Source organism: Hominisplanchenecus murintestinalis (assembly GCF_943193015.1).
GTDB lineage: Bacteria > Bacillota > Clostridia > Lachnospirales > Lachnospiraceae > Hominisplanchenecus_A > Hominisplanchenecus_A murintestinalis.
The window spans coordinates 1-24604 of the sequence record NZ_CALPCM010000039.1; the positions used below are offsets into that span (position 1 = coordinate 1).

The 24604-nt window shown below is 44.0% G+C and carries 25 protein-coding genes; 14 read left to right on the forward strand and 11 right to left on the reverse strand.

What is annotated here, in order from left to right; genetic code table 11:
* Nucleotides 1–84 precede the first annotated feature (84 nt).
* The 3 genes from NFR99_RS11845 (at nt 85) to NFR99_RS11855 (ending at nt 2031) form a co-directional block, all read left to right on the forward strand.
* Nucleotides 85–306: a helix-turn-helix domain-containing protein gene (locus NFR99_RS11845; RefSeq protein ID WP_251353703.1), complete on the forward strand. Its 222-nt coding sequence runs from the start codon at nt 85–87 to the stop codon at nt 304–306.
* A 1062-nt stretch (nt 307–1368) separates the two neighbouring features.
* Nucleotides 1369–1548: a type II toxin-antitoxin system HicA family toxin gene (locus tag NFR99_RS11850; protein WP_160254948.1), complete on the forward strand. Its 180-nt coding sequence runs from the start codon at nt 1369–1371 to the stop codon at nt 1546–1548.
* 54 nt (nt 1549–1602) lie between these two features.
* A complete protein-coding gene (locus tag NFR99_RS11855; RefSeq protein ID WP_251353704.1) occupies nt 1603–2031 on the forward strand; it encodes a type II toxin-antitoxin system HicB family antitoxin in 429 nt (142 codons plus the stop codon).
* Nucleotides 2032–2236: 205 nt separating this feature from the next.
* Here NFR99_RS11855 and NFR99_RS11860 read toward each other — a convergent pair whose 3' ends face one another.
* The 11 genes from NFR99_RS11860 to NFR99_RS11910 all read right to left on the reverse strand — a co-directional run bounded on the left by NFR99_RS11860 (nt 2237) and on the right by NFR99_RS11910 (nt 10114).
* On the reverse strand, nt 2237–2689 hold the full coding sequence (locus NFR99_RS11860; RefSeq protein WP_251353705.1) for a hypothetical protein: 453 nt from the start codon (nt 2687–2689) through the stop codon (nt 2237–2239).
* 1321 nt (nt 2690–4010) lie between these two features.
* Nucleotides 4011–4847 (reverse strand): J domain-containing protein, encoded by an 837-nt coding sequence (locus tag NFR99_RS11865; RefSeq protein ID WP_251353706.1) that lies wholly within the window; start codon nt 4845–4847, stop codon nt 4011–4013.
* A gap of 169 nt (nt 4848–5016) precedes the next feature.
* On the reverse strand, nt 5017–5544 hold the full coding sequence (locus tag NFR99_RS11870; RefSeq protein ID WP_251353707.1) for an ERCC4 domain-containing protein: 528 nt from the start codon (nt 5542–5544) through the stop codon (nt 5017–5019).
* Nucleotide 5545: 1 nt separating this feature from the next.
* Nucleotides 5546–5881 (reverse strand): hypothetical protein, encoded by a 336-nt coding sequence (locus tag NFR99_RS11875; RefSeq protein WP_251353708.1) that lies wholly within the window; start codon nt 5879–5881, stop codon nt 5546–5548.
* Nucleotides 5882–5940: 59 nt separating this feature from the next.
* The gene (locus NFR99_RS11880; protein WP_251353709.1) at nt 5941–6174 is read right to left on the reverse strand and encodes a hypothetical protein; all 234 of its coding nucleotides are present in this window, start codon (nt 6172–6174) and stop codon (nt 5941–5943) included.
* The gene (locus NFR99_RS11885) at nt 6161–6415 is read right to left on the reverse strand and encodes a hypothetical protein (protein ID WP_251353710.1); all 255 of its coding nucleotides are present in this window, start codon (nt 6413–6415) and stop codon (nt 6161–6163) included. The genes NFR99_RS11880 and NFR99_RS11885 overlap by 14 nt, the downstream gene beginning before the upstream one ends.
* Nucleotides 6402–6812 (reverse strand): hypothetical protein, encoded by a 411-nt coding sequence (locus NFR99_RS11890; protein ID WP_251353711.1) that lies wholly within the window; start codon nt 6810–6812, stop codon nt 6402–6404. Before NFR99_RS11890 ends, NFR99_RS11885 begins: the two co-directional genes overlap by 14 nt.
* 72 nt (nt 6813–6884) lie before the next feature.
* A complete protein-coding gene (locus NFR99_RS11895; protein ID WP_251353712.1) occupies nt 6885–7112 on the reverse strand; it encodes a hypothetical protein in 228 nt (75 codons plus the stop codon).
* A 41-nt stretch (nt 7113–7153) separates the two neighbouring features.
* A complete protein-coding gene (locus tag NFR99_RS11900; protein ID WP_251353713.1) occupies nt 7154–7627 on the reverse strand; it encodes a hypothetical protein in 474 nt (157 codons plus the stop codon).
* On the reverse strand, nt 7624–9912 hold the full coding sequence (locus NFR99_RS11905; RefSeq protein WP_251353714.1) for a YfjI family protein: 2289 nt from the start codon (nt 9910–9912) through the stop codon (nt 7624–7626). The genes NFR99_RS11900 and NFR99_RS11905 overlap by 4 nt, the downstream gene beginning before the upstream one ends.
* A gap of 7 nt (nt 9913–9919) precedes the next feature.
* The gene (locus NFR99_RS11910) at nt 9920–10114 is read right to left on the reverse strand and encodes a hypothetical protein (protein ID WP_251353715.1); all 195 of its coding nucleotides are present in this window, start codon (nt 10112–10114) and stop codon (nt 9920–9922) included.
* Nucleotides 10115–10261: 147 nt separating this feature from the next.
* Here NFR99_RS11910 and NFR99_RS11915 point away from each other — a divergent pair, with 147 nt between their 5' ends.
* The 11 genes from NFR99_RS11915 (at nt 10262) to pglZ (ending at nt 24522) form a co-directional block, all read left to right on the forward strand.
* On the forward strand, nt 10262–10960 hold the full coding sequence (locus NFR99_RS11915) for a helix-turn-helix domain-containing protein (protein ID WP_251353716.1): 699 nt from the start codon (nt 10262–10264) through the stop codon (nt 10958–10960).
* Nucleotides 10961–11034: 74 nt separating this feature from the next.
* Complete coding sequence (locus NFR99_RS11920) at nt 11035–11472, forward strand: hypothetical protein (RefSeq protein WP_251353717.1); 438 nt, start codon at nt 11035–11037, stop codon at nt 11470–11472.
* Between the two features lie 414 nt (nt 11473–11886).
* Nucleotides 11887–12288 (forward strand): hypothetical protein, encoded by a 402-nt coding sequence (locus NFR99_RS11925; RefSeq protein ID WP_251353718.1) that lies wholly within the window; start codon nt 11887–11889, stop codon nt 12286–12288.
* Nucleotides 12289–12291: 3 nt separating this feature from the next.
* Nucleotides 12292–12576: a hypothetical protein gene (locus tag NFR99_RS11930; protein WP_251353719.1), complete on the forward strand. Its 285-nt coding sequence runs from the start codon at nt 12292–12294 to the stop codon at nt 12574–12576.
* A gap of 228 nt (nt 12577–12804) precedes the next feature.
* Entirely contained in the window at nt 12805–13035 is a 231-nt protein-coding gene (locus NFR99_RS11935; protein WP_251353720.1) for a helix-turn-helix domain-containing protein, read from the forward strand.
* Nucleotides 13036–13116: 81 nt separating this feature from the next.
* The gene (locus NFR99_RS11940; RefSeq protein ID WP_251353721.1) at nt 13117–13734 is read left to right on the forward strand and encodes a DUF1819 family protein; all 618 of its coding nucleotides are present in this window, start codon (nt 13117–13119) and stop codon (nt 13732–13734) included.
* Between the two features lie 8 nt (nt 13735–13742).
* Entirely contained in the window at nt 13743–14315 is a 573-nt protein-coding gene (locus NFR99_RS11945; RefSeq protein ID WP_251353722.1) for a DUF1788 domain-containing protein, read from the forward strand.
* Nucleotides 14312–17905, forward strand: coding sequence for a BREX system P-loop protein BrxC (brxC, locus tag NFR99_RS11950; RefSeq protein WP_251353723.1), 3594 nt, complete (start codon nt 14312–14314; stop codon nt 17903–17905). The genes NFR99_RS11945 and brxC overlap by 4 nt, the downstream gene beginning before the upstream one ends.
* Nucleotides 17906–17918: 13 nt before the next feature.
* Nucleotides 17919–21464: a BREX-1 system adenine-specific DNA-methyltransferase PglX gene (gene pglX / locus NFR99_RS11955; protein ID WP_251353724.1), complete on the forward strand. Its 3546-nt coding sequence runs from the start codon at nt 17919–17921 to the stop codon at nt 21462–21464.
* A 17-nt stretch (nt 21465–21481) separates the two neighbouring features.
* On the forward strand, nt 21482–21889 hold the full coding sequence (locus NFR99_RS11960) for a hypothetical protein (protein ID WP_251353725.1): 408 nt from the start codon (nt 21482–21484) through the stop codon (nt 21887–21889).
* Between the two features lie 38 nt (nt 21890–21927).
* The gene (pglZ, locus tag NFR99_RS11965) at nt 21928–24522 is read left to right on the forward strand and encodes a BREX-1 system phosphatase PglZ type A (RefSeq protein WP_251353726.1); all 2595 of its coding nucleotides are present in this window, start codon (nt 21928–21930) and stop codon (nt 24520–24522) included.
* Nucleotides 24523–24604 lie beyond the last annotated feature (82 nt).

A 24604-nucleotide genomic window follows, 5' to 3' on the forward strand; every position in this document is an offset into this window, starting at 1 on the left:
TTACCCTTCTGTCTAACAAAAAAAGAATAAGCCTGTAAGCTGTTTTTCTTGCTTACAAACTTATTATACGAGGAGCGTTACAATATGGCTATCAGCTATCAAAAACTATTCCGGCTATTAGAAGAAAAAGGATGGACAACCTATAAAATTCGCAAAGAAAAACTGATAGGTCAAGGCACATTGACAGCCCTGAAAAATGGAACTGGTGGGCTTGACAGTAAAACCATATCCCGGCTTTGTGAAGTTCTTGACTGTCAGCCGGGGGATTTAATGGAATATGTGCCGGATAATCAAAACAAGGAATAGCTGTTCTCTGCTCCTGATAGGTAGAATTGCATTTTTATACCCCATGACTAATGACAATAGTGACAAAAGTGACAAAATACCTATCAGGGAAAAGTGAAATTTATATTGCCCCTCATTCCTCAAAACCCTCAAAACCCCCAATACCTATTTATCAGGCAACAGAAATGTCCGTCAGTGTAGTTATTATGAAACTATCAGCAGTAACCACACAAAGAATATGCCGACAAGCTGGTACAAGTGGGGGTGCTGGTAATTATGGGGCAGGGGTACAGGTAATTTCCTTTACTGGCAGAGGTAAAAGCCAAATGTCCTTCACCTATCCCCGGTAAATCCAAAATAGGCTTAACCACTGGCAAATGGTTGTGGTTGACTGGTACGGTGAAAATCGTTCACCGCCAGTATTCGCCATATAGGCGAAAATCTGTACAGCGGAATTTTCCGCTCCATTCTTCATCCGGGAGGAATGAAACACACTAGCAACCAAAAGGTTGTGACCGCCGCCATTCAGAAGCACTCTAGCAAGGCTCTATTTGCCCCATATCGGGCTTGTATTGCCTTGCCTGATAAGAATACTGTCTATGCCGTTACAAGAGAAAATAGGGACTTGTGGAGCGTGTGTATAGGGATTCTGAAAGGTAGGGAACGAATCGTTATTCAGTTTACCGATTTCAAATCGGGGAATTACCGCCGGGGGCTATCCAGTAATTTCAGGGTGGGAGCTAATCAGATCCCCCCTTTGCTCATTCCAAAAGAGGAAAGCTATATTCCCCGGAAAATCGGGGTTATGTCTGTCCGGTTTCAAATCTGCTCCAGGAAAATTCCGGGTACTGGCCGGGCGGTTCTGTGTTTTGGTAACGTCTGATAAAAAGCAAGACGGCAGCAGGACAGCACACTTTTACGCTTTCCCCCATTTGTGGGGATGCTTTTATGTCCTGCTGCCAGTCTGCATACTTTCCCGGTATCTGCATATAATATCTACGTAAAATACGTATATTTTTTATGTTTTTCTCTTGACAATACGTAAAATACGTGTTATTATATAATTGTAAGGAGGAAACATACATGAGATTCAGAGAAGCCGACCGGATGCTAAAGGATGATGGATGGTACGTGTCAGACATAAGCGGCTCACATTACCAATACAAACACCCAACAAAGCCCGGAAAAGTAAGCGTCCCGAATCATCCCGGTGACATCCCGAAAAGTATTGTTAAATCCATACGCAAGCAGGCGGGGCTGTAACAAGCCCCTGCCCCATGCAAACAGTATAGATTACACGGAAAGGAGCAATGATTTATGAATTATGTATACCCGGCTGTTTTCTATGAGGAAGAGGGCAAAATATCAGTCATTTTTCCCGATTTGGGAAACCTCGCAACTTTTGGGGATAATGTGGCAGACGCTATGCGCATGGCTCAAGATGCCTGCGGCCTGCATCTGTTTACTGCCTTACGTGACGGCGATCCTCTCCCGGCTCCCAGTTCATTAGGCGAAATCAATCCTGCTGCCATCCTGAAAGATTTTGAAATGGAATCCGCTGCAGAAAGCGCTTTCGTCAATATGGTACTGGTGGATATGACCGAATACGCAAGGCAGCACAGCGACAAGGCAGTAAAAAAGACTTTAAGCATCCCCATGTGGCTGAATACTCTTTGTGAGGAAAAAAGCATCAACTTTTCAAAAGTATTGCAAGATGCCTTATTGACAAAAGTACAATCGCTATGACTGGCAGCAGCCCAAAACAGAATATGCTTTACCTGATAAGAACACCGCCCCGACACTCGCCAAAAGTACAAGGGCGGTTTTCTCTGTCTATTCACGTTTTTAAAGCCTATTTTCGCCCTTTATCCCCCTACCCTTATATTTCTGCCCTTGCGCTATTTCAAGCCGAATTTGCCACTCTGCAAGCCCTACTACAAGGCATTTGAAACTATCTCCGCTTGAATCTCTCCGCTATTTCTCTGCGCTGTTCCTCTGAAAGCTGTTTTGTAGGGTTTATCTTTATCCATGCAACTGGGATATGGGCGCACAAGCTGCCGTCCTGATTCTCCGCTACTATCTGACATTCCTCCGGGCGTTCTGCTGCCAGTTTCTTTATGCGGCTCTTATACCGCCCCTGGCAGAAAGTAACCGCCGCCCTCTCGCTGTCCTTTACAAACTCAATCACATTCTCCACATTGCCAGTGATTTCCGGCAGCAGGATTTCCCCCACTGTCAAGCCGACTGCATCCGCTATCCGTTCCGCTGCGTCCTCGGATGCAAAGCCCTCTTTTACAATCCACTGGAAAGACTTCTGATAAAGCCCCGTCCTGCTGCATACCGTTTCTTCTGTCAGGCTCTTTTCCTCCATGACTTCCACAATTCTTTTACCGTTCAATCTCATACTGCGTCTATCCTTTCCCGGCATAGTGCCGTTACAATAACCGTTCTCTTTTTTGTGTACTGTTTTGTACGCTTTACACCGTAAAACTCTATATGGCAGCAGGCGCATAATTCCCGGAAATACTAAGTTTTGCAGAGAGCGGCAGGACTATAAAGCATATTCTTTAGGGATATTTAGGGGTAAATGTTCAGATTTTGTCAGGTTCTATGTACCGGGAAATAACAGGTTTTCACAAGTTCCACACCCCAGGAAATATTAGGTTTTGTTAGGTTCTGCCTGCTGCCTTTTGGGGCTGTCATATCTGACAATATACAATCCTGCTGCCGGATGCGTTCTTTTAGGGTGTGAGAAATGTTACCATGCCGCCCCTTTTAGGGTGTCAGAAATGTCAGTATTGCTTTTTTATGGCTGCCGGAACTGCCGATTGTGCGCCGCCCTTTTAAGGTGTGCTTCTCGCGCACACGCTTTTAGGGGCTATAAAATCTCTAAACGCCTTTTATGGACTCCGAAATCTCCGAATACTCTTTAGGAGCTGCGGAATCTGCAATATCTTTTAAGGACTAAGAAAATGAAAGATACTGCTGTAGCTTGCCCCGGTGTCCTGCCGATCTGCTCCGCCACTCGCCCTATATGGAGAATGGGCATTATCAATAATTAGCAATTTCCAGTAAAATCTAGTATAAGCCCCGGATATTAGTATTTTTTAGTAATCTGCTTTTTAGGGTGTCCGATATGTCTTGATGCACGTTCTTTTTTTGTGTAACTTTTTGTAACTTTTCTCCTGCGCGCGTATCGTGTCCACTAATTCAGCTTTGCCCGGAAAATCAAGGCTTTTCCCCTTGCTCCTATACTGTGTCATTAATTTCTTTTTTTGGTGTGCATTTCTGTGCATTTTTGCGCTTTTCCTCTCGCACATGTATCGTGTAAAGAAACTCTTTTTTTTGCTCGAATTTTCCTCATGCGCATTATCGTGTTGCAAAATTCTTTTTTGTTCCACTTTTCGCAACATTCAGCGAATAAACCTCTTTTTTGTGCGCACTTTTTCGCATTTTATGTATTTTCCCCTCTGCTGCCTTTTCTGAAAAAGTACGGAAAAACTGCTGCCCTGTGCCTATATATAGCCGTGTAACATAATTCCCCACATCCGGGGAAATGCCACTAATTGCAACTATCCACCATGCGCATATATAGTGTTTACAAATTCCCTATATCCTCTAAAATTCCAACATTGTCCAACATTCCATTTTTTTATTTATCCGGGAAAAACCGTGATAAATCTGTGAATAATGGGGATAAATCAGAGAAAAACCGTTACAAAAACCTATACTCCCCAGTCACTTTTCAGGCGGTTCAGCATCTTCATTTCCCCGCTTGTGTCCTTGTCCGGGTTACTGTCCGGGTGAAATGCCTTTGATAATGTTCGATAGAACTTTTTTAACATGGCCTTGTCAGCTTCATTGTAGTTACTGGCAGCAGTGCCGCAATAACTACCGCTGTTATATCCCCCGTAGTTACCATAGAAGTTTTCATAATAACTACGGCTTTGCTCCCGGCTCCTGCGCTCATATTCCTTTTTCGCTTTAAAATCTGCCTTAATCTTTTTCAGGTATTCAGGATTGCGCAATTTGCCGAACACATCATAGCAGCGGTTGTACTCGCTCCGGGTAACGCCGTATTTCTCCGTGAACTCATTTACCCTCTCGTTATGCTCCCTGATTATGCGACAGTTCTCCTGCCTTGCAGCATATTCCTCCGTCCGTTTGTATTCCTCCCAAATGCGGTCAACAATAGCCTGCCACTTTGTATAAATCAGGTCTGCCAGTTCGCTTTCTTCCAGTCCAAGCGCATCCGCTTTTGATGCCAGCCCACCAACAACAAAATCCCCCGGCCAGTCGCCCCAGTCCACAACCTCATAATATCCAATCGTACAAATTACGGTCTGTTTCTTCTTGACTTTCCCATTCTCCCGGTAACTCTCATGTATGCTTATGCGGTATGATTTCCTGATAGGGCGTTCAAACCGCTCTGCGCTGTTACGGTATTCATAGCTGCAGCACTCTTTACCGTCAGCCGTCCACCGTGATTCATATACCTCTATCCCCTTTGGCTCTCCTGCCGGAACCGTCTTTGTTGCTACTTCCTGAATAACACAAAACATAATATTTCCTTTCCGTAGTTACTGCGCCACGTTACACAATAACCACATATCCCCTGCCAGTAATCACAAACACCCTGCCGGAAATTCCCGGCACCCCTCCCCCAAATTATGGGGTACCCCTGCCGCTGAATAGATGCACCCTCTTTTCATGTGCGCCTGCTGCCACTGGCTATTTTAAAATCTCCCTTGCGTAATACTGGAAAGTGGAAACTATGTAATAGCCGGCATATTCCGGGGAAATGAATTGTATGTTTGCGTCAAATCTGTGTTCAAAGGTCTTTAAAGATGCCATATAGGCAGCAGGCATGAACTCTGTGCGGTATTTATGCCCGATAATGTCAGAGTAGCCGCCGGGGGCTTCAATCATCAGATACACCTTGCACCCGTCATTCCCGGCTTTCAGGAACTCTTTTTCAAACCGTTCCCTTTCCCCGGTCAGATTCCCCGACAATTCCTCCAGGGATGCCTTGCGCTCCACCACGCAATCCCGGTGAAAAAATATGTCCTCGCCTGCTGCCGCTGCCGGAATCATAAACGAATAATCGCCGTATTCCAGTTTTTCAATTTGGAAAGAAATCTTCTGTTTCCTGAAATAGTCCAGTATGTGAGTATTTTTCTTTTCCCGGCTGTCAACTAAAATAACCATGCTCTTTGTCAGCTTCTTTATTTCCTCCACGGAAAATTTATATTGCTTCACGCTATGCGCCCCTTTCTTTCAGTTCCTTATCCAGATTAGCGAAAAACCGCCGCCTGCAAGAATAAAAATCAGTCCTGCAAAATGGCGGCTTTCCTATCTCCCCCAGTTCCCACCGCACCGCCAGAGTGTCAAAAGACTTGCCCTGTCTGACAGATAGCAGAATCCACGGCGAAATAGCTTCAAGCCCCTTGCAGGCCGCTTTCAGGATTTCAGGGGGATATATCCCGGTTCTGCATCCGCTTTGTAATTCTTCAAGCCGCTGCCGCCCAATGCCGTACTCCGCATAACTCCGGCGTTGCATTGTGTTTGTACCATTCTTGCGTTTACCCTTTGACATAGCAAGCCACTCCTTTTATAATTTAATCAGGTTCGGGGGCTTGCTTAGGCAGGCTCTTTTTATGTTGCATTTTGTGGCATTTCCTTGCTTTTCCTTTCCAGTTCATCAATAGCCGCCAGTAATAAAGCAATCGCCAGTTTCGCATTATCATACTTCTTTGCTATCTGCCTGGATTCATCAAGCACGGATTCCCAATATTCATCCGACTGCTGCACATCCGCATATTTCTTGTAAAATTTCCATGCGTCCGTAAACATTCCATAGACTTTTTTCAATTCTTCATCCGTTACCAAATAAGCCAACCTCCCAACATTTCCGCTTTAGCAACTGGTAAACCTCCGACAGCTTATCCCGGTCCTGCGGCTCCTGCCTTACCTCTGTTTCAAAATCCTGCTGCATTTCAGAAAGAATATTGTTCCTCTGCTCCACACTTTCAATGCCAGTGATCCGCTCCCGGTATCGGTCATAAAATGCCATACTGGCAGCAGGCAGCCCCGGCGCATCCGTCAAACTGATAGCTTTATCTCTGTTCATCCGGCTTTCCTCCCTCCGGCGAATAAATCTCGCCGCCCTCTAATTCGTATGCGCACACATTATAGACAGCTTCATCTAATGGGGAAATTCCAAGTTCATGGTCAAAATATAGTGGATAAATCTCCCCATCATCACATAGCGCATACATAAGCACCTTGCACTTATAGCTATATCCCTCATCATCCTGCATTACTGCATACATATCATGCATACAAGGGAGAAGCTGCTTGATTTTAGGCACTTTTGTTGGCCTGCTCCATTTAATCTCCGTTTTGATTTCTCTCTCCTGATACCTTACATTTTCTTCACCAAAAGTATCCGTAAGCAGAGAAAGCTGTTCTTTGTCGAAAGACCAATCATGTAATTCTTTGCAACTTTTGATATTCTCTATGTACACCTTTACAACACAATCTCCTGACACGCCGGACAAAATTGCAAAATGGCAGTTTGGCAGCAGGGTACAACATAATCATTCAAGAGAACCTTTCTTTTCAGCCTTTGCTTTCTGAATAAGCGCAACCAAATCACCCCTATTTGTATCATCCTTTTTCAGCTTCATTCCTAATGCCATGTGGCAAATGAATGAAAGGGTAGGACAGTCCGGGTGTTCTGCCTTAAATTCTTCATCAACTTTTACAATTTCTTCTGTATCCAATTCCAGAAGCATATCTAACAACTGTGCATTGCTATACTCCATTGTTTCATTTCCTCCAACAATCATTTTCGCGCCAACGAATCTCACCGTAACGGCCAATCCGGCAAGTCAAAATACTCAATGTATGTATCATTCGACATTACAAGCACCATCTCCGTATTATCAGGATAGTAAAAGCTGTATTTCTTATCACAAATGACATAAATCAAACTCCGCTCATTGCACCATTCTTCAAGCTTCGTTCTGTCAAAACTGTATGGCTGATTCACATACACTATCTGGCTTGTGCCGGATTTCTTAAACAGTAAACCGTGGTCATGCTCCGGCACGTTCTCCGGCTCCTTCCATCCATGCGGATAATAACAGCTATTTGCCACATTGTTATAGCTGTGCCTGCCATAAAGCAAACGCTCATAGCTGCCGACACTTTCAGCCCTTGCCATGCGGTCAAAACCAAAATGCGTTACAAAATCATCAAATAATTTCATGCGTGAATCAATCTCGCTGTCAGGTATATTTATACCTTTCCACGGATACTCTATCTTTTCCCACTTCATTTCTGCTCCTTTTGTCTGATATACTCTGGATTGATATAGATAATTTCTGATGGTCTGCCCCTCTTTTTGTCACTTTTGTCACTTTTGTCAGTTGTCCACCCTTTCTGTACTCGCACATAACCATGTTCAATCAAACATACTAATCCGGGAATCATACCTTCTCTTGTTTCCATCCCGTTCCTGTTCATACACATTCTTTGCAAATCTCTAAGCTTTATTTCCATCAATCCAGTAGAATCAATACGTTTCATCAGGTATTTTGCATCCCTTACCTCCGGCGAATCCATCAACCCCATAATGTTATAAGCCGCTTCTGCGTGTGCTTTAAAGTATCTGCCAATCTGAATAGCGTTCCCCATAGTTCCGCCGCTTATCTTGTGTTCCCCAGATTCTTCAATGTATTCCAGACAGTGTAAAGAAAGTGCTATCCGCATTGTAGTACCGTGCAATTTCCCAAGCCATGCCCTAAACTCTGGCGAAGCATCCTCCATCTCTTTTTCAATCTCATAAAAGTAAGATTCTGCAATCTTATCTGCATCCCCATCCAGTTCCACTGCTTTCGGATTCTCTGGCACTGGTATCGCCAAAAGCCGCTTTACAGTATCAACATATTCTGCCCTGTCAGCTTCAGGAATCTCCATCACCCTATATCTTCTCTTTCCTATAGTGGACGGCGGTATGCTGTATAAGAACCTTGCGTTCAATCCACGCCCCACAAACTCACTGTTCTCCATGACTTCCTTGATTATGATTGGCTGCACATAAAGAAGCATTGTTATTAAGGGATTGTTAAGCGTCTGCCCTTTCCTGCCAAGCCTGTCCTGTGAAAACCTGTCCCCGGAATATGCTTTCAAAACAATATCAATAACCGTCTTGTCACTGTATCGCCCGGCAAGGATATTGAATATGCCGCCCTCTGTTGACATTATCCCTATACGCTCTTTGTTCTGCTCCAACAGCTTTCCAAGCACTTCCATAGTCACATCATCCACGGCAAGCCTGACCGGAGCAAGCCTTTCATTTTCCTCTGTTTCATACTCGTAAACAGGAACTAAGACTTCTTTCATTGTCGGGCTTTTCCTCTCTGACGGCTCCTGGACTATGGCAATGTAAAGGTTAGGCGGTTCATCCCATCCCGGCAGAGGACGCACGGCATATTTCTTCTGTATTCCAAGTGATGATACTGACACAACCGCAGGGGCAACCATTCCAGGGCTTACTTGCAGGCTCTCACATAACGCTTTTGAAAATCCCCTTACTTTGCATGGCAGCAGGTCAAGGTTAAAAACCGGGAGTTTATCAACAGCATTTTCCCCAAAACCCTCAATATCCTCAAACCCGTCTGAATACGGTATCTCATTCCCACCGACAAAACCGACAGAAGTGACAAAACCACCGTCACCAATACCATCAGCAGCATATCCATAACTTTTTTCTGTAACGGCTCCGTCCTGCTGCAAAAGGCTTTCAAACTCTGCCTTACTATGTCCGGCCATAAAGTAATCTGATATATCAGCTTTGGGAATATCCGGCACTGGAACAATTATCTTTGCGCTTTTCGCTATGCCCTGCAGATCACTCTGAATAATGTTCGCCACTCGCCGCCCCGGTTCGTCATTGTCGGCCAGTACATATACAACCGCCCCTTTGCAAAGCTGCGCCATATCTGCCGACCAATCATTCACGCCCCCATAGGAAAACGCCGTATAGCCTTGTTTTGCCAGTGTATCAGCGTCTTTTTCGCCCTCCGGAATAAATATAGGCTTGCCCTCTGAAACTGCCTTATTTATGGCTTGTACGCCGTCAGGCGCATAGACAGCGCATAACTCTTTCCGTGTGCGCCCTCCCAATCCGTAAGTGAACCGCTCATTTGCCAACGTGCCATATATCATTTTCTTTCCTTGCATCCGCACTTTGGTAAAAAGATAGCCGCCGTTACTGGAAACGTAGTTATAAACCGCTTCAATCCGCTTTTTCTCCCGGCTCTCAATATAGGCTTGCCAACTGCTGCCAGTCCGCTTTTCCTGATAGAATAAATCTGACTTTTTCAATCCTGCCGCCGATAGCACATTATCAATGTCGCATCCTGCATGACAGTGTATAAGGACGGAATCACGCCCCTTTGTGACAGTAAGGGAAGCCTGCCTATCATCATGCGCCGGACATTTACACTGTGCCTTGTCCTGCTGCCTTTTTTTCACTTGAAAATGTGTTAATACTTCATCATAGGTCACTGTTTCGCCCCCCCCCCCCGTTCCGTCAATAGATTTCATAATGCTTTCCATTTCGTAATCACTCCGCAATAGCTTCAAGATATTTTTCAATAATAGAAACTTTGTATAAAGTGCGCCGTCCTATCTGTATCTTTGCCCCTGCATCCGTGCCGATTTTAACTGCCGTTGCCCTGCCACAATTTAACATTCCTGCCAAAGTATCAGCGTTTACAGTTAAAAACTTCTCATTATCCCTATTCAATGTCTTTTTCATTCTCTTTTTCCTTTCATCAGTGTTCATCTATTGCTTAATTTGTTTACTTGTGATACTATAATTTTAAACCAATGTTTTACTCAAAGTCAAACATCTGTTTAATTTTTTGTGTTTAATTTTAATCAAAAGGTATAGTGGTGACGAACAATGATGAAAAAAGAATTAAACCCGGAACATGGAATTAGGTTAAAAGAATGTCTTGACAGTGCAGGCATGACACAAAAGGAACTGGCAGAAAAAGCCAACTGCACACCACAGTTTATAAGCAATGTCATTAAAGGTAAAAGAAATATGTCTTTTCAGACTGCGGAAATTTTTGCTAATATTTTGAAAGTAAAACCCGGTTATTTATTGGGAACAGAAATAATGAAAACAGATGAAGAATTATTCAGAAATCGTACCTTTTCACAGGCAATTAGAAATAGTGTACTACTAGATGTATTTCGGTCATTCAACATCCGTATATGTGAAGCTATCGTTGATATTAAAACCCCTGATGGGAAACACATTACAGACCACATAAACCCACCAGAGCATTTCATACAGCCACACTTCATTATCGGTACAGATGTTGAAGAAATTTACAACCGCATTTTCTCCGGATCCCTGTTGTATCCGCATGAGGATTTTGAAGAAATAGAGATTCCTAAAGGCTCTATCATTTCTAATTTTCAATTAAAAATAAATATAGCTGATTTTGAACACGAACTAGAAAACTATAAAATAGTTCCTTATGACATAGTATTTGATATGATAGTTGATGTTTTAGATTTTGTTGATTATAAATGCAGCAGGCTAAAAGAAGATATGAATGCGGAACGTTTTAGAAGAATCCGCAATTACTAATTTTATGCAGCAGAAAAGCACCCGATACCAATTAAGGCATTGAGCGTCAATACAAAAGAATGTGAGGGTTATATATGTTTAATTGGAATGTTATAGATACTGCAATCAACTACCTATACAAAAAACCAGTTAAAATGTTGAATGGCGAAATATCGCATCCATTTGCCAGTTACATTGAGGATTTCATTGATAAAAATGAATTTTATGAACGTCTGCATGATTTAGAAAATGATATAAGCTGTTATGATACAGAACAAATCTTACTAATGATAGACAGAAACTATATACTGGAATTTCTTGAAGATATTCGGACTCATTTAACTATCGAAGAATATTCAAAAATCATTATGAACGAATATTCGGATGCAAACACAGGACAATATAATATGGATTATATAATCAGACTATTTGCTGACACAGATGTTTTTTTGCATGATGAACGAAAAAGAAAGCGAAATATTCAATGCTCTGCCAGAATGCGTAACGGTTTATCGCGGATTCGGCGTGTGTGATTGCGCTGATACTGAATTTTTGTATAGACCATCATGGACTTTAAAAAAAAAGAGATAGCAGGCTTGTTTTCTAAACGTGCCGAATACGACACTGGAAAAATTGGTGCTGTTTATCAAGGTGCTATATCAAAATCCAATATCCTCGCCTTTACAAATTGCCGGAAAGAATTTGAAGTTATAATAAATCCCTGTCACCTAAAAGATATTAAGAAATTATGATATACACCACAAAAGCCCCTCATGGCAGCAGTCATAAAGGGGCTTTAAATATATATAAATGGGGTATTTATTGGGGTAAAATATCTTTCAGAGTAGCCACAAACCGCATAAATAAAGGCTTTTCCGCATGATATGTTTGGACATCATGTCCACCAGCAGGCCAAGTCTAGAGAGCTGATCGGGCAGGAATATGGAATGACCGGTAGGAATATTGCCAGATATGTTCGCTGTAATCAGCTGATTCCTGCATTCAAGGATATGCTGGATGATGGATCTCTGACTATGGTGGTGGGCGTTGAGTTATCGTTTCTGTCTCCGGAAGAACAGACGCTTCTGCATGGCGTGATGGAGAAAAACTGTATCAGACTGAAGAATGATGCTGCAAAGAGGCTCAGGGCGGCAGCAGGATCCATCACAGAAGAATCTGTTCAGACTATCCTTGGACTGGATAAGCCGGTTACTGAAGTAAAGAAGCCAGTCAGTGTCAAACTTCCTGCGAAGGTCTACCACAGATACTTTGCGAATGTAGCTGCTAAGGATGTGCAGGGCATTCTGGAAGAGGCTCTTGACCTGTATTTCGAGAGGAAGGGGGCATGAGGTATGTACACACAGCAGGAACTGGACGCGATCGACAGAAAGTATTTTGCCGTGATCATTGCCGATCAGTACGATGTGACGCTTATGTCTAAGAATACGCATCATGTCTGGCAGCTTCATAATGTGGAGCTGCCGGATGGTGAGGTTACAGTGATTTTTCATAAGCATCATGCTTCAGATCCCTATCACGCGCATAGTAAAAGCCGGTCGCTTAATCGGGCGATCCGGGATATCAAGTCTCATGATCAATTTCAGTTGAACGGCAGAAGAAAAGCAAAACGCAAATGAATATTGGAGAGCTTGGAGAGTATTTGGAGAGTAATTTGAGAGTATAAGGCGGAAGCACTGAAATACCGGGGCTTCCGTCTTTATTTTGGTTTGAACAGACTTAAACAGACGAAAGCCCATTGACGAGATCTTGAAGATAAACTATTGCAGAGCGAGGGGTTAGTGTGCTATAATTATTCTCGACATTTTGCACTCAATTGTAATGTATGAGGACACGAGGTGCCTGAAATGAACGTGAGTTACAAGAAATTATGGAAGCTGTTAATAGATAAAGACATGATGAAGAAGGATCTTCAGAAGGAAGCAGGCATCAGCTGGGCGACGCTGACGAAGATGTCCAAGGGTGAAGTGGTCAGTACGGAAGTATTGATGAAGGTCTGTAAAGTGCTCCACTGTGATGTCGGTGACATTGTGGAGTTTATTGATGATGGCAGCGAAAACACCGATAAAGAAAAATGATTTGGGGATTCGGGTACAAGTCCGTATTATGGGACAGCTCATTTGGTAGCATGATAAGTGCCCGGAGTGGAAGGATATAGGATGGCCAAGACAAACGAAAGCCCATATAAGGGATCCGCTCAGATCACGAGGGAGCAGTTTCTGTTCTATGAGATGAGAACAACGGCAAAGCTCATGCGTGAGGGGCTTAATGATGAAGAAATAATAGATCGGATCGTGGAAGACAACCTGTTCCAGTATCCGACGGAGAAATCTATCCGTCAGATGGCAAAAGCCTGTGTCAACAGGCTTAAGGCTATGGAGGATGAAGATCTGATCGAGGCAGTAGCTTCGCAGTCATCTGAGACGGCGAAGCAGATTTGCATGTATGCAATGATGAAGCAGTACAGGCTGGTATGGGATTTCATGATCACGGTGATCGGAGAGAAATACCGGATGCAGAACTTCTCATTCAGCCAGATGGATGTGAATGTATTCTTCATGCAGCTGCAGGAGCAGGATGACTATGTGGCCGGATGGAGTGAGACTACGGTGAAGAAGATCCGCCAGATCCTGATCCGTGTGCTGGCGGAGAATGAGTATCTGGACAATATCAAGGCGGATCACATCAATCCGGTATGGCTGAATCCTGTACTGGAAAATGCAATCAGAAGCAACAATGATGACCGGGCACTCACGGCGTTTAACTGCTTCTCATAGGAGGAACCATGAGCAAGATAAACGAGAGACTGGACAGTCTTAAATTAGAGATACAGAAGCCGGAGTTCCTGGAAGGTAAAGGCTTAAGCAATGAGGTCAATATCCGTATCTTCTGCTATGACGCTGCGGATGAAATGATCGTGCGGCATTTTACAGAGCAGCTGATCGTGGATCAGTCGCTGGACTGTCATCTGATCGAGAGGAACCTGTACAAGGTGTTCCTGTCCATCTGCGATGACAAGAGGATTACAGATAAGGCTTCTCAGATGGAAGAAAAGAAAGGGAAGGATTTCCTTTTCAAGAACCTGCAGAAGTTCGCCAATAATAAGAGCTTCGTAGAGAAGATGCAGTACGAACCACATGAGCCGGGTGACGTGCTACTGCTGACCGGCGTGGGAGAGGTTTTCCCGTTCATGAGGATCCATTCTCTGCTAGAAGCTCTGCAGCCGGAGTTCCCGGACATTCCGATTCTTGTGATGTATCCGGGCAAATATGACGGCAGGTTTGTGAGACTATTCGATAAGCTGGATGCGAATCCGTATTATCGCGCATTCAATATTGTAGGAGGTAGTGACAAATGAGAATACAGCAAATGTTCCATGACGACATCGACAGAAAGATCAATGGTGTCGTTAAGGTCGATCAGGATACCGCAGACGTTCTGAAGCAGGAAGTAAAAGAGTATGTCATTACGCGCGATATCCGCAAGCACATGATTACCTTCTTCAATAACTACGGTGAATCCTTCCGGGAGCCGACAGCTGATGTGGGTGTGTGGATTTCCGGATTCTTCGGAAGTGGTAAATCTCACTTCCTGAAGATGCTGTCCTATCTGCTGGAGAATAAGGAAGTGGACGGCAGGAAGGTCGAGGACTACTTCCGGGAGAAGTTTGACGATGAGGCGACTTTCATGCCGATCGCAAGCGCGATCCGTGGAGAGACTGACACGATCCTTTTCAATATCGATATTGAGGGATCCATCAATAAGGACAAGACAGCAGTGCTGCGTGTCTTCGCAAAGATGTTCTACAACTACCTGGGCTTCTATGGTGAGAACCTGAAGTGCGCGAAGATGGAGCAGTTCATTGATAAAAAAGGCAAGACCGAAGAGTTCCGCAGGGTATTTGAGGAAAAGAACGGCTCTCCGTGGGTAGAGTCCCGTGATGCCTTTGCGTTCTTTGAGGACGATGTGGTGGATACGCTAGTGGAAGTGCTGGGAATGAGCGAGACGGCTGCTCATAACTGGTTTGACGGCACAGAGACCATTGAGACATCCATCGCACAGCTTGTATCAGAAATGAAAGAATACGTGGACAGCAAGCCGAAGGATTTCCGCCTGCTGTTCATGATCGACGAGGTTGGACAGTATGTCGGTGACAGTATCGACCTGCTGATGAACCTTCAGTCGCTAGTTGAGAAGATCGGAAGCGAGTGCAACGGTAAGATCTGGGTAGTCTGTACCGGTCAGGAAGCAATCGATGAGATTATCAAGACCAGACAGGATCAGTTCTCACGTATCCAAGCCAGATTCAAGACCAGACTGTCTCTGACATCTTCCTCTGCGGATGAGGTTATCCAGAAGCGTATCCTTCAGAAGAAGGAAGAAGTCACACCGCAGCTGGAGCAGGTTTATAACGCTAATGATTCCGTGCTGAGAAATCTGTTCTCTTTCACGGATGCCATTCTGGACATCAAGGGCTACAGCGGTCCGGGAGAGTTTGCGAGGAACTTCCCGTTCGTACCGTATCAGTTCATCATTATGCAGAAAGTGTTCTCCGAGATCCGCAAACACGGCAATTCCGGAAAGCATCTGTCCGGCGGTGAGCGTTCCATGCTGTCCGGATTCCAGGAAGCAGCACAGAAGATCGAGGATAAGGACGAATATGCACTGGCACCGTTCTATCTCTTCTACGATACAGTTCACACATTCCTTGACAGTTCTATCCGCCGAGTGATCGAGCGTTGCCAGAAGGCGGCTGACACGAATGCCGGCATTGAGCAGCAGGATGTGTCCGTGCTGAAGCTTCTGTACCTGGTTCGTTACATCGATGACATCAAGGCAAATCTGGATAATATCGTTATCCTGATGGCTGATGATATCCGCATGGATAAGATCATCATGCGTGAGCAGGTGAGAGGATCCCTGGACCGTCTGATGAGCCAGAACTATATCGGACGTACCGGAGATACCTATAATTTCCTAACGGATGAAGAGCAGGATATTCAGAGAGAAATCAGAAACACACCGGTAGACACTGCAGCGATTGTTGAACGAATCGCACATATGGTATTCGGTGATATCTATACAGCAAAGAAATTCCGTTACGGCAAATATGACTTCGCCTTCGATCAGATGGTGGACAATACTACAGTCGGCGCTGTGACCGGCGGCATGAGACTGAAGATCATGACCGTTGCAACGGATTCTGCGGAGAAGGCAGAGCTTCGTCTGATGACAGAGTCTTCCGGTCAGTCCATCGTGGTACTGGCAGATACGCCGTATTATGAGTCTCTGGAAAACGCAATGAAGATCCGGAAGTATGTGAAGCAGAGAAATGTGGCACAGCTTCCGAAGAGCGTGAGAGACATCATTGCCAACTATCAGAGTGAGGCGGATAAATATGAGCAATCCGCACAGGGTGAGCTGGCAGATGCCATTTCCAAGGCTCAGTTCTATGTTGACGGAGAAAAGATTGAGGTTAAGGCAGCAGCCGTTTCCTCCAAGGAAGAAGATCCGGTTAAGAGGGATTATGAGATCAAGAAGGGTAAGGCCAGAAGCGTCATTGATCAGTCTCTGGACTACCTGGTATCCCATGTATACAGTGATCTTGATCTGATCAGAGAGAATGCTGAGTCTGATGCAGATATCATCGCACTTCTGACCGGTGCCAATAATATGATCCCTGGAACGGAACCGAACAGGGATGCAGCTGCCAAGGTGGAAGAGTATCTGGAAATGCAGGATCGGAAGCATCTGCCTACATCTATGGCGGATGTACAGAGCAGATACCAGGCGATTCCTTACGGATGGCGTGAGATTGATATTGCTGCCGTAGTGGCTCTTCTCATTATCAATCAGAAGGTCACGATCAAGTATGCCGGATCCACGGTGCAGCCGAACAATCCGAAGTTACCGGATATGCTCCGTAAGAAGAGCGAGATCGGAAAGACACAGATCTCCAAGAGACAGGTAGTGTCCGCAACAAGGATGAAGGCAGTTAAGGATCTGCTCCGTGACTACTTCAATCTGATGGATGTGCCGGCAGATGAAGACGACCTGATCCAGTTTATCATTGAGAAATTTGAAGGCCTGCAGAAGCATTATGAAGATCTGCTGGCAAAATACGAGGGACACAAGTATCCGGACAGGAATGTTGTCAGCAACGCCCTTACTATCGTAAAGGATGTGCTGTCACAGCAGAAGGATAACGTGGCTCTGATTGAACGCGTTCTGCAGAGAGAGGACAATCTGTATGATGCTCAGGAGGCTATGCAGAATGTGGAAGCTTTCTTTAAGACACAGGTGACAGTATTTGATGCTGCAGTGAAGTTTGATCAGGATCTGCGGAATGATCTGGACTATATCAAGAAGGATGAAGAGGCGAATCAGGCACTGAATACGATCCGCCTGATCACCATGATTCCGGCAAACGGAAAATATGATTATAAGAGGATTCCGGAACTGAATGGCCTGATGGCAAAGGTGAAGGCATCCCACGATGCCATGCTGGAAGCCAAGAGGACAGAACTTCTGGAAGTGGTTCGTCAGTGCATGGCTGAAATCCATCAAGCGGCGGACGGCGGTAATCCGACAGCTAAGGCAATCAGTGACAAGGCTGATACCTATTATGGACAGCAGAAGGAAAAGATTGCAGAGACAACCAGCCTGGCATTGATGGAAGGATTCCCGATTCCAATGTGGAATTACAGGGATGATGCTGTTTCAAAGATTGATTTCACCAAGCAGCCTCCGAAGCCAGTAGATCCTCCGAAGAAAAAGGATGATGGTGACAAGCCGGTGGTACAGAAGACATACAAGCCTATCTTCCGTCAGTCGCTTCTGAAAGCTGCAAGATTGGAAAGTGACGCTGAGATCGATGCATACGTAGACAAGCTCAGAGATCAGTTGAAGACACTGCTGAAAGGATCTGACGGTATCGATCTTAAGTAAAGGAGAGCCAATCATGGACAAGAATGCGATAAAGAAATATGCGGTCTGGGCACGGAATGAGCTGATTGCGCGTGTCACACAGAAGGCTGAACAATATGAGATTACAGAGAAGAAGATTACTCCGAAGGATGCTGACAGCATCAATGGACGTCTTCTGACAGACGCTGAAAAGAATCAGAGGAAAGCCCTGATTGAGAAGATCCAGGCAGACGGATTTGAGCAGGTGATGGAGGAAGTAGCTTACACCTGGTTCAATAGGTTTACTGCGCTCCGTTTCATGGAAGTGAATAACTATCTTCCAAGTCACACGAGAGTGTTCACAAACGAAGCCGGAGAATTTAAGCCTCAGATTCTGGCAGATGCTATTCAGCTGGATCTGGAAGGCCTGGATATGGACAAAGTCTTTGAACTGAAGGATGCCAATAAGACGGAAGAACTTTATAAGTATCTTTTAATCACTCAGTGCAACGCTTTGTCTGCTGTTCTGCCACGTATGTTCCAGAAGATTGAGCATTATACGGAATTGCTTCTACCGGATTATCTGCTTCGTGAGGGAAGTGTTATTGAGCAGATGATTGTTCTGATTCCGGAAGAAGACTGGACAGACCAAGTGCAGATTATCGGTTGGCTCTATCAGTATTATAACAGCGAGCCGAAAGATGCTGTTTTTGCTGCTCTTAAGAAGAATGTGAAGATTTCTAAAGAGAATATTCCTGCGGCGACACAGTTGTTTACTCCTGACTGGATTGTCCGCTATATGGTGGAGAACAGCCTTGGTCGTTTGTGGTTGGATGGACATCCGAACGATTCATTGAAATCCGAATGGAAATATTATCTGAATGAGGCGAAGCAGGAAGCAGATATCCAGAAGCAGCTTGAAGAGATTCGCAAGGAATATGCAGAGCTGAAGCCGGAAGACATTCGTTGTATCGACCCTTGTATGGGGTCGGGGCATATCCTGTGCTATATGTTCGATGTGCTTGTGAAAATCTATGAGGATTATGGATATACAGCACGAGAGGCAGTTGAAAATATCATTGTTAACAATCTTTGGGGACTTGATATCGATGAAAGAGCAGCACAGTTATCATATTTCGCTGTCATGATGAAAGCTCGTCAGTATGATCGTCGATTTTTTAATAAGAAAAACGATGATGGAAAGGTGTGTATTCCACAACCACATGTGTACGCTATTGAGGAAAGTAACGGAATTACATCTGCCCCGATGCACGATATGGGAATAGAGTTATCGCAGGAGGAGTATGGAAAGGCCGTTAAAGACGTTATGCGTTTTGTAGAGGAAATGCATGATGCTAAAGAATATGGAAGTCTTATTCGTGTAACTCCTTGTGATTGGGATCTGTTGCGCAGGTTTGCTGTTCCGAGAGGATATAGCGAAGGTCAAATGAGGATGGATATTCATGGTGAGATAGCCGCCTCTGAGAGATTGCAAAACCTTTTTAATATTGGAGAAGCACTATCACAAAGATATGATGTGGTTGTAACCAATCCTCCTTATATGGGAAGCCAAAATATGGGGAATGGGTTACTTGAATATATAAAGAAAAATCATCCAGACAGTAAAGCGGACATTTATGCTGCTTTTATTGAGAGAAATTTTGTTTTTTCAAGAAGATATGTTTCGATGATTACGCAATCGACATGGATGTTCCAATCGAGATTTGAGAATATTCGTAGCAATCTTTATCAAAAGCTATTGGTTTGTATGAATCATTTAGGAACACGGGCATTTGATGAAATTAGCGGAGAGGTTGTTCAAACAACGGCTTTCTGCTATTTGAACCAGAGATATCTAAATAATTACAAGACGGTATTTGTAAAGCTTGTTGATTATTATGGGGAGCAGGCAAAGGAAAATGCGTTTTTTGATAACAAAAATAGAAACTATAGGAATGTCGGAAAGTTTAGGGCAATTCCAGGTGCTCCGTTCGCACATTATATTTCGGATATTGCTATTGAAGACTTTGAGAAAGGCACACCTTTAAAGAATAAACTGATTCCGAAACAGGGGACATCTACAGGTGATGATGAGACATACGTGCGTTACTGGTTCGAGATTAACTATCCCGATATTGGATTTAACTATTCTTCAACAGAGGAAGCCCATAGATCAAACCTTAAATACTTTCCATTAGATAAAGGTGGGGAGTTTAGAAAGTGGTATGGTAATAATGATCGAGTCATAATGTTTGATCCCGTGAGCTATGGCAAATTATTAGATATGGGCAACCATCTGCCTTCGAGGCAGTATTACTTCGCCGAAGGGCTTACTTGGTCTAAAATTGCGTCGGAACTATCTGTACGATACTCACCAAAAGGATTTGTCTTTAGCTCTGTGGGATTGAAAGGATTCCCTACAAAAGAGAATGCAAAGTATATACTAGCATTTATGAATAGCAAGGTATGTAGATACTTTGTTAAAGTGATTTCTCCAGGTATGAGTATTGTTAGTGGAGATATAGAGAAGTTACCATTTATTCATGTCAGCGATGACAGAATTGATGAATTATGCAGTGAGAATATAGAGATTACAAGAACGGACTGGGATTCTTTTGAATACTCATGGGACTTTAAACGGCATCCACTTGTACCTTTGGCAAAAGAATTAATGGAACAGCAGGATTCACAGTTTTCAGCTTCGCGAATGGAGAAGTTTGGTTTGATTTCATGGCACTATAGCCAGTGGGAATCTGCTTGCAAAGAAAGATTCTCTAAATTAAAAGAAAACGAAGAAGAGCTGAACCGGATATTCATTGATATCTATGGTCTGTCAGATGAATTGACGGAAGAGGTAGATAACAAAGACGTTTCCGTATGTGAAGCCAATTTGCAAAGAGAGATAAAAAGTCTTATTTCATATGCGGTCGGCTGCATGTTTGGGAGATACTCATTAGACTATCCAGGTCTTATGTATGCTGGTGGTGATTGGGATCAATCAAAATATAGTTCCTTCATACCAGATAAAGATGGGATTATACCAATCTGTAATGATGATTATTTTGAGGATGATATAACAGGTAGATTCATTAAGTTTATTGAATGTGCTTACGGAAAAAACACTTTAGAAGAGAATCTTAGATTTATTGCTGATGCTTTAGGTGGAAAGGGAACATCACGAGAGATAATACGTAATTATTTCCTTAATGATTTCTATTCTGATCATGTCAAGAGCTATCAAAAGAAACCGTTCTATTGGTTGTTTAGTTCGGGGAGTAAAGGGGGATTTAAGTGTTTAGTTTATATGCACAGGTATAAGCCTGATACTATTGCGAGAATACGAACGGATTATGTGCACGAACAACAATCAAGATATCGCACCGCGCTTGAGAGTTTGGAACAGAGGGTAGCAGGTGCAACAACGTCGGAGCGCGTTAATTTGACTAGACAGTTGCAGAAACTGCAGGATCAGTCAATCGAGATCCGTGAATACGAAGAAAAAATACATCACTTTGCAGACCAGATGATACAAATCAACGTAGAAAAAGGGGTAAAGAAGAACTATGAGATATTTAAGGAAATTTTGGAGAAGTTGAAGTAGGAGTAGGAGGTTTTCGTATGTCTGAGAATTGGATTGTTCCTTGTAGTGTGAAATTCTTTGATGTGGTTAAGCACTTTGAAGAAAACGATACTATTGTTTGGCGGAAAGTGTCTGCGCTGAAAAAAGGCGATACAGCGTATATATACATAGGTGCTCCATACAGCGAGATAAAATATAAATGCCATATTGTTGATGACGATGTTGACGAGAAGACATTACAGAGTAATGAATATGCTATCCGTAAAACGGAGAGCGGAAAAAGACAGAAATACATAAAGATGAAACTTGATCATGTTTATGATGATGGTGAGCTTTCTTTGGATAAATTACGTGCGAATAGTTTGGGACAAACACAAATTCAGGCACGAACAGACAGGAGGCTTCAAGCTTTTATTTCCAATGTGGACAGAGGGCTTGGAATATAGTGTATTAGCCTTCAACTAAAAGGAGGACATTTTGATTTATGGATTCAGATAAGATCATACAGGAGTTAAATCAGCGATTTGCCGCTCCTCTGCCGGAGTTCTATAAGCGTCGTATCGTATTCTGGTACGACGAAGATGGAGAATTCCAGGATAGGCTGGATGAGGTGACGCTGAATAATGCAAAGCTTTTGGCACTGACAGGTACCAATAACTTTGCCGTGAAAAAACTACTGTCAGTGGATGATACAACAAGTAACTATCTGATATATTGTCCGCTGTCCTATGAAAAACCGGAAGAAAACTGGCTTCTGGATATTGAATTATATAGTGAAGAGTTCCGGGCGGATCTGATCTCAATCTGGATGGATGAACTGGGTATTCCGTCAACGCCTGCTATGCGTAAACAGGTAAAGGAGTACCGGAAGTATTTCAATGCCAAAACGCGAAGAGATAAGATTGCCGGTCAGAGCAAGGCTCCGACGGTTCCTGCTCAGTTGCACATGGCAGTCATGGGAGCGCTGGGCGGACTGAAGGATGTTTCTCCTGCAGCGATCATGAAGGAAGTGCTGAAAGCTGGGCTGGATATCAATACGAATTATCTTTACAGGGAGTTCGTCAATTATGGTGCAGATAAAGCGTTCTGGAGCATGGTTAAGCAAGGATCCGGATATGATGCTGAGCAGAAGGATATCGCGCAGCTGGCGACACATCTGCTTTTGACGGCAGCCACAAGGACAATGCGTCTGGAATATCTGGCCGGTCTTGACGGATGGATTTCTTCACCGCATCAGGCTTTCTGCTATGACTTTATTTCAGATTGGCTTCACAGCGATGATCAGGAGCAGCTTTCAGAGATTGCAAAGGCTGTCGAAGATGAACTGAAACTTCCTCAGAGATTCATGAAGCTGGAAGTCAATGACCTGGTGGATACGGAAATCTTCCCATGCCTGGATGAAGTGATCCTTATCAAGCTGATGACAGAAATCAGCGATCACATCATAGATGTGGATGCGATCAAGAGGACCGTGGAAAAGCGCCGGACAACGGTGGGATATGCACAGGTCAAGGATTACTATGAAGGAATCCTGCAGGTGGCCAACATGCAGGCATTCTACAAAGAACATACAACAGGCTTCCATTCAGCTGAGGCGAAGAAGGTCTGGAAGGAATACACATCAGAGTATTACATGATGGACACCTACTACCGTCTGTTCCATAAGAGCTACGGTGAGAGCCTGAAGGCATATAACTCAGATCTTCATGACCTGTTCCGCTCCGTAATGGAGAAGGTGGAAGGGCTGTATAAGAACTGGTTCTTAGGACAGCTTGGCGGAAACTGGTCGGCTGTCTGCTCAGATGAATTGGCGAAGTACGGAAGGATTCTGGAAGTATCGCAGCAGGTGGACTTCTATAAGAACCGGATCCAGAATGCGGACAGCAGGGTGTTTGTTGTTATCTCAGATGCTCTGCGTTATGAAGTAGCAGCTTCCCTGACGGAGCAGCTACGCAGAGAAACACAGGCGGATGTAAAACTTCAGGATGTTCAGGGAATCTTCCCGACAATCACGAAATTCGGTATGGCGGCGCTGCTCCCGCATAAAGAACTGGAAGTAGAACTGCACGGTGATGTGCTGAAGGTCATGGCAGACGGCGTATCAACGGATGCTGGATACCGAGACAAGGTGCTGAAGGCTGCAAAGCCGAACAGCGTGGCAATCAAATATAATGATCTTGTAAGTGCGAAGAGAGCTGACCGGAGTGCAATGGTCAAGGGAATGGATGTCGTGTACATCTATCACGATACTATTGATGAGGCAAGCCATACGGCAGACTCAATGGTGTTCCCGGCCTGCGATGACGCGATCCAGGAACTGAAGAACCTGACAAAGATCATCTGCAATGACTTCGGAGCAACGCACATCCTGTTTACGGCAGATCACGGATTCCTTTATACCTACAGTCCGTTGACTGAGGATGACAAGATTGACAAGACGGGATTCGTCAATCGTATCGTGGAATACGGCAGACGTTTCGCTATTATGATGAAGGACTCTGATCCGGATTATCTGCAGAAGGTAAACTTCCTTGGCGGTAATTCGAAATATGATGCTTTTGCTCCGAAGGAAAACGTAAGGATCAAGATGAACGGCAGCGGACTCAATTTCGTGCATGGCGGTATCAGCCTTCAGGAGATGGTCGTTCCGGTCATTGATTATCACTTCCTGAGAAATCAGAGCAAACAGTATCAGAAGAACCAGAAGAAATATGATACGAAGCCGGTAGAGGTCAGCCTTCTGTCGGCAACACATAAAGTCAGCAATATGATCTTCTCACTGAACTTCTACCAGAAGGAGCCGGTGGGAGACAATCGTGAAGCAGCGACCTATCAGCTGTACTTTACTGACAGCAATGGAAAGCAGGTCAGCGATGTCGCAAAGATCATTGCGGACAAGACTAGTGACAACGGACAGGAGAGGACCTTCCGGTGCAGCTTCAATCTGAAGTCGCTGAAATATGACAACAAAGAAATCTATTATCTCGTGATCGCGGATGCAGACGGTTTGGTCGTATCGCGTGAAGAGTTCCAGATAGATATCGCCTTTGCGGTGGATGAATTTGATTTCTTCAGTTAAGGCTTAAAGTCCAGCTAAGAAATGTCAATAGGTAAAATGAAAAATGTTAAAAAAGTTTTTTTTAAGTAGTTGATGTAAAAAA

Coding starts and splice junctions, on each gene's coding strand:
- NFR99_RS11850 (WP_160254948.1), top strand. CDS start 1,369: ATGAGATTCAGAGAAGCCGACCGGATGCTAAAGGATGATGGATGGTAC.
- NFR99_RS11905 (WP_251353714.1), bottom strand. CDS start 9,912: ATGGAAAGCATTATGAAATCTATTGACGGAACGGGGGGGGGGGGCGAA.
- NFR99_RS11945 (WP_251353722.1), top strand. CDS start 13,743: ATGAGCAAGATAAACGAGAGACTGGACAGTCTTAAATTAGAGATACAG.
- NFR99_RS11860 (WP_251353705.1), bottom strand. CDS start 2,689: ATGAGATTGAACGGTAAAAGAATTGTGGAAGTCATGGAGGAAAAGAGC.
- NFR99_RS11925 (WP_251353718.1), top strand. CDS start 11,887: ATGACCGGTAGGAATATTGCCAGATATGTTCGCTGTAATCAGCTGATT.
- NFR99_RS11960 (WP_251353725.1), top strand. CDS start 21,482: ATGTCTGAGAATTGGATTGTTCCTTGTAGTGTGAAATTCTTTGATGTG.
- NFR99_RS11855 (WP_251353704.1), top strand. CDS start 1,603: ATGAATTATGTATACCCGGCTGTTTTCTATGAGGAAGAGGGCAAAATA.
- NFR99_RS11900 (WP_251353713.1), bottom strand. CDS start 7,627: ATGAAGTGGGAAAAGATAGAGTATCCGTGGAAAGGTATAAATATACCT.
- brxC (WP_251353723.1), top strand. CDS start 14,312: ATGAGAATACAGCAAATGTTCCATGACGACATCGACAGAAAGATCAAT.
- NFR99_RS11915 (WP_251353716.1), top strand. CDS start 10,262: ATGATGAAAAAAGAATTAAACCCGGAACATGGAATTAGGTTAAAAGAA.
- pglZ (WP_251353726.1), top strand. CDS start 21,928: ATGGATTCAGATAAGATCATACAGGAGTTAAATCAGCGATTTGCCGCT.
- pglX (WP_251353724.1), top strand. CDS start 17,919: ATGGACAAGAATGCGATAAAGAAATATGCGGTCTGGGCACGGAATGAG.
- NFR99_RS11875 (WP_251353708.1), bottom strand. CDS start 5,881: ATGTCAAAGGGTAAACGCAAGAATGGTACAAACACAATGCAACGCCGG.
- NFR99_RS11940 (WP_251353721.1), top strand. CDS start 13,117: ATGGCCAAGACAAACGAAAGCCCATATAAGGGATCCGCTCAGATCACG.
- NFR99_RS11920 (WP_251353717.1), top strand. CDS start 11,035: ATGTTTAATTGGAATGTTATAGATACTGCAATCAACTACCTATACAAA.
- NFR99_RS11895 (WP_251353712.1), bottom strand. CDS start 7,112: ATGGAGTATAGCAATGCACAGTTGTTAGATATGCTTCTGGAATTGGAT.
- NFR99_RS11885 (WP_251353710.1), bottom strand. CDS start 6,415: ATGAACAGAGATAAAGCTATCAGTTTGACGGATGCGCCGGGGCTGCCT.
- NFR99_RS11910 (WP_251353715.1), bottom strand. CDS start 10,114: ATGAAAAAGACATTGAATAGGGATAATGAGAAGTTTTTAACTGTAAAC.
- NFR99_RS11935 (WP_251353720.1), top strand. CDS start 12,805: ATGAACGTGAGTTACAAGAAATTATGGAAGCTGTTAATAGATAAAGAC.
- NFR99_RS11845 (WP_251353703.1), top strand. CDS start 85: ATGGCTATCAGCTATCAAAAACTATTCCGGCTATTAGAAGAAAAAGGA.
- NFR99_RS11930 (WP_251353719.1), top strand. CDS start 12,292: ATGTACACACAGCAGGAACTGGACGCGATCGACAGAAAGTATTTTGCC.
- NFR99_RS11865 (WP_251353706.1), bottom strand. CDS start 4,847: ATGTTTTGTGTTATTCAGGAAGTAGCAACAAAGACGGTTCCGGCAGGA.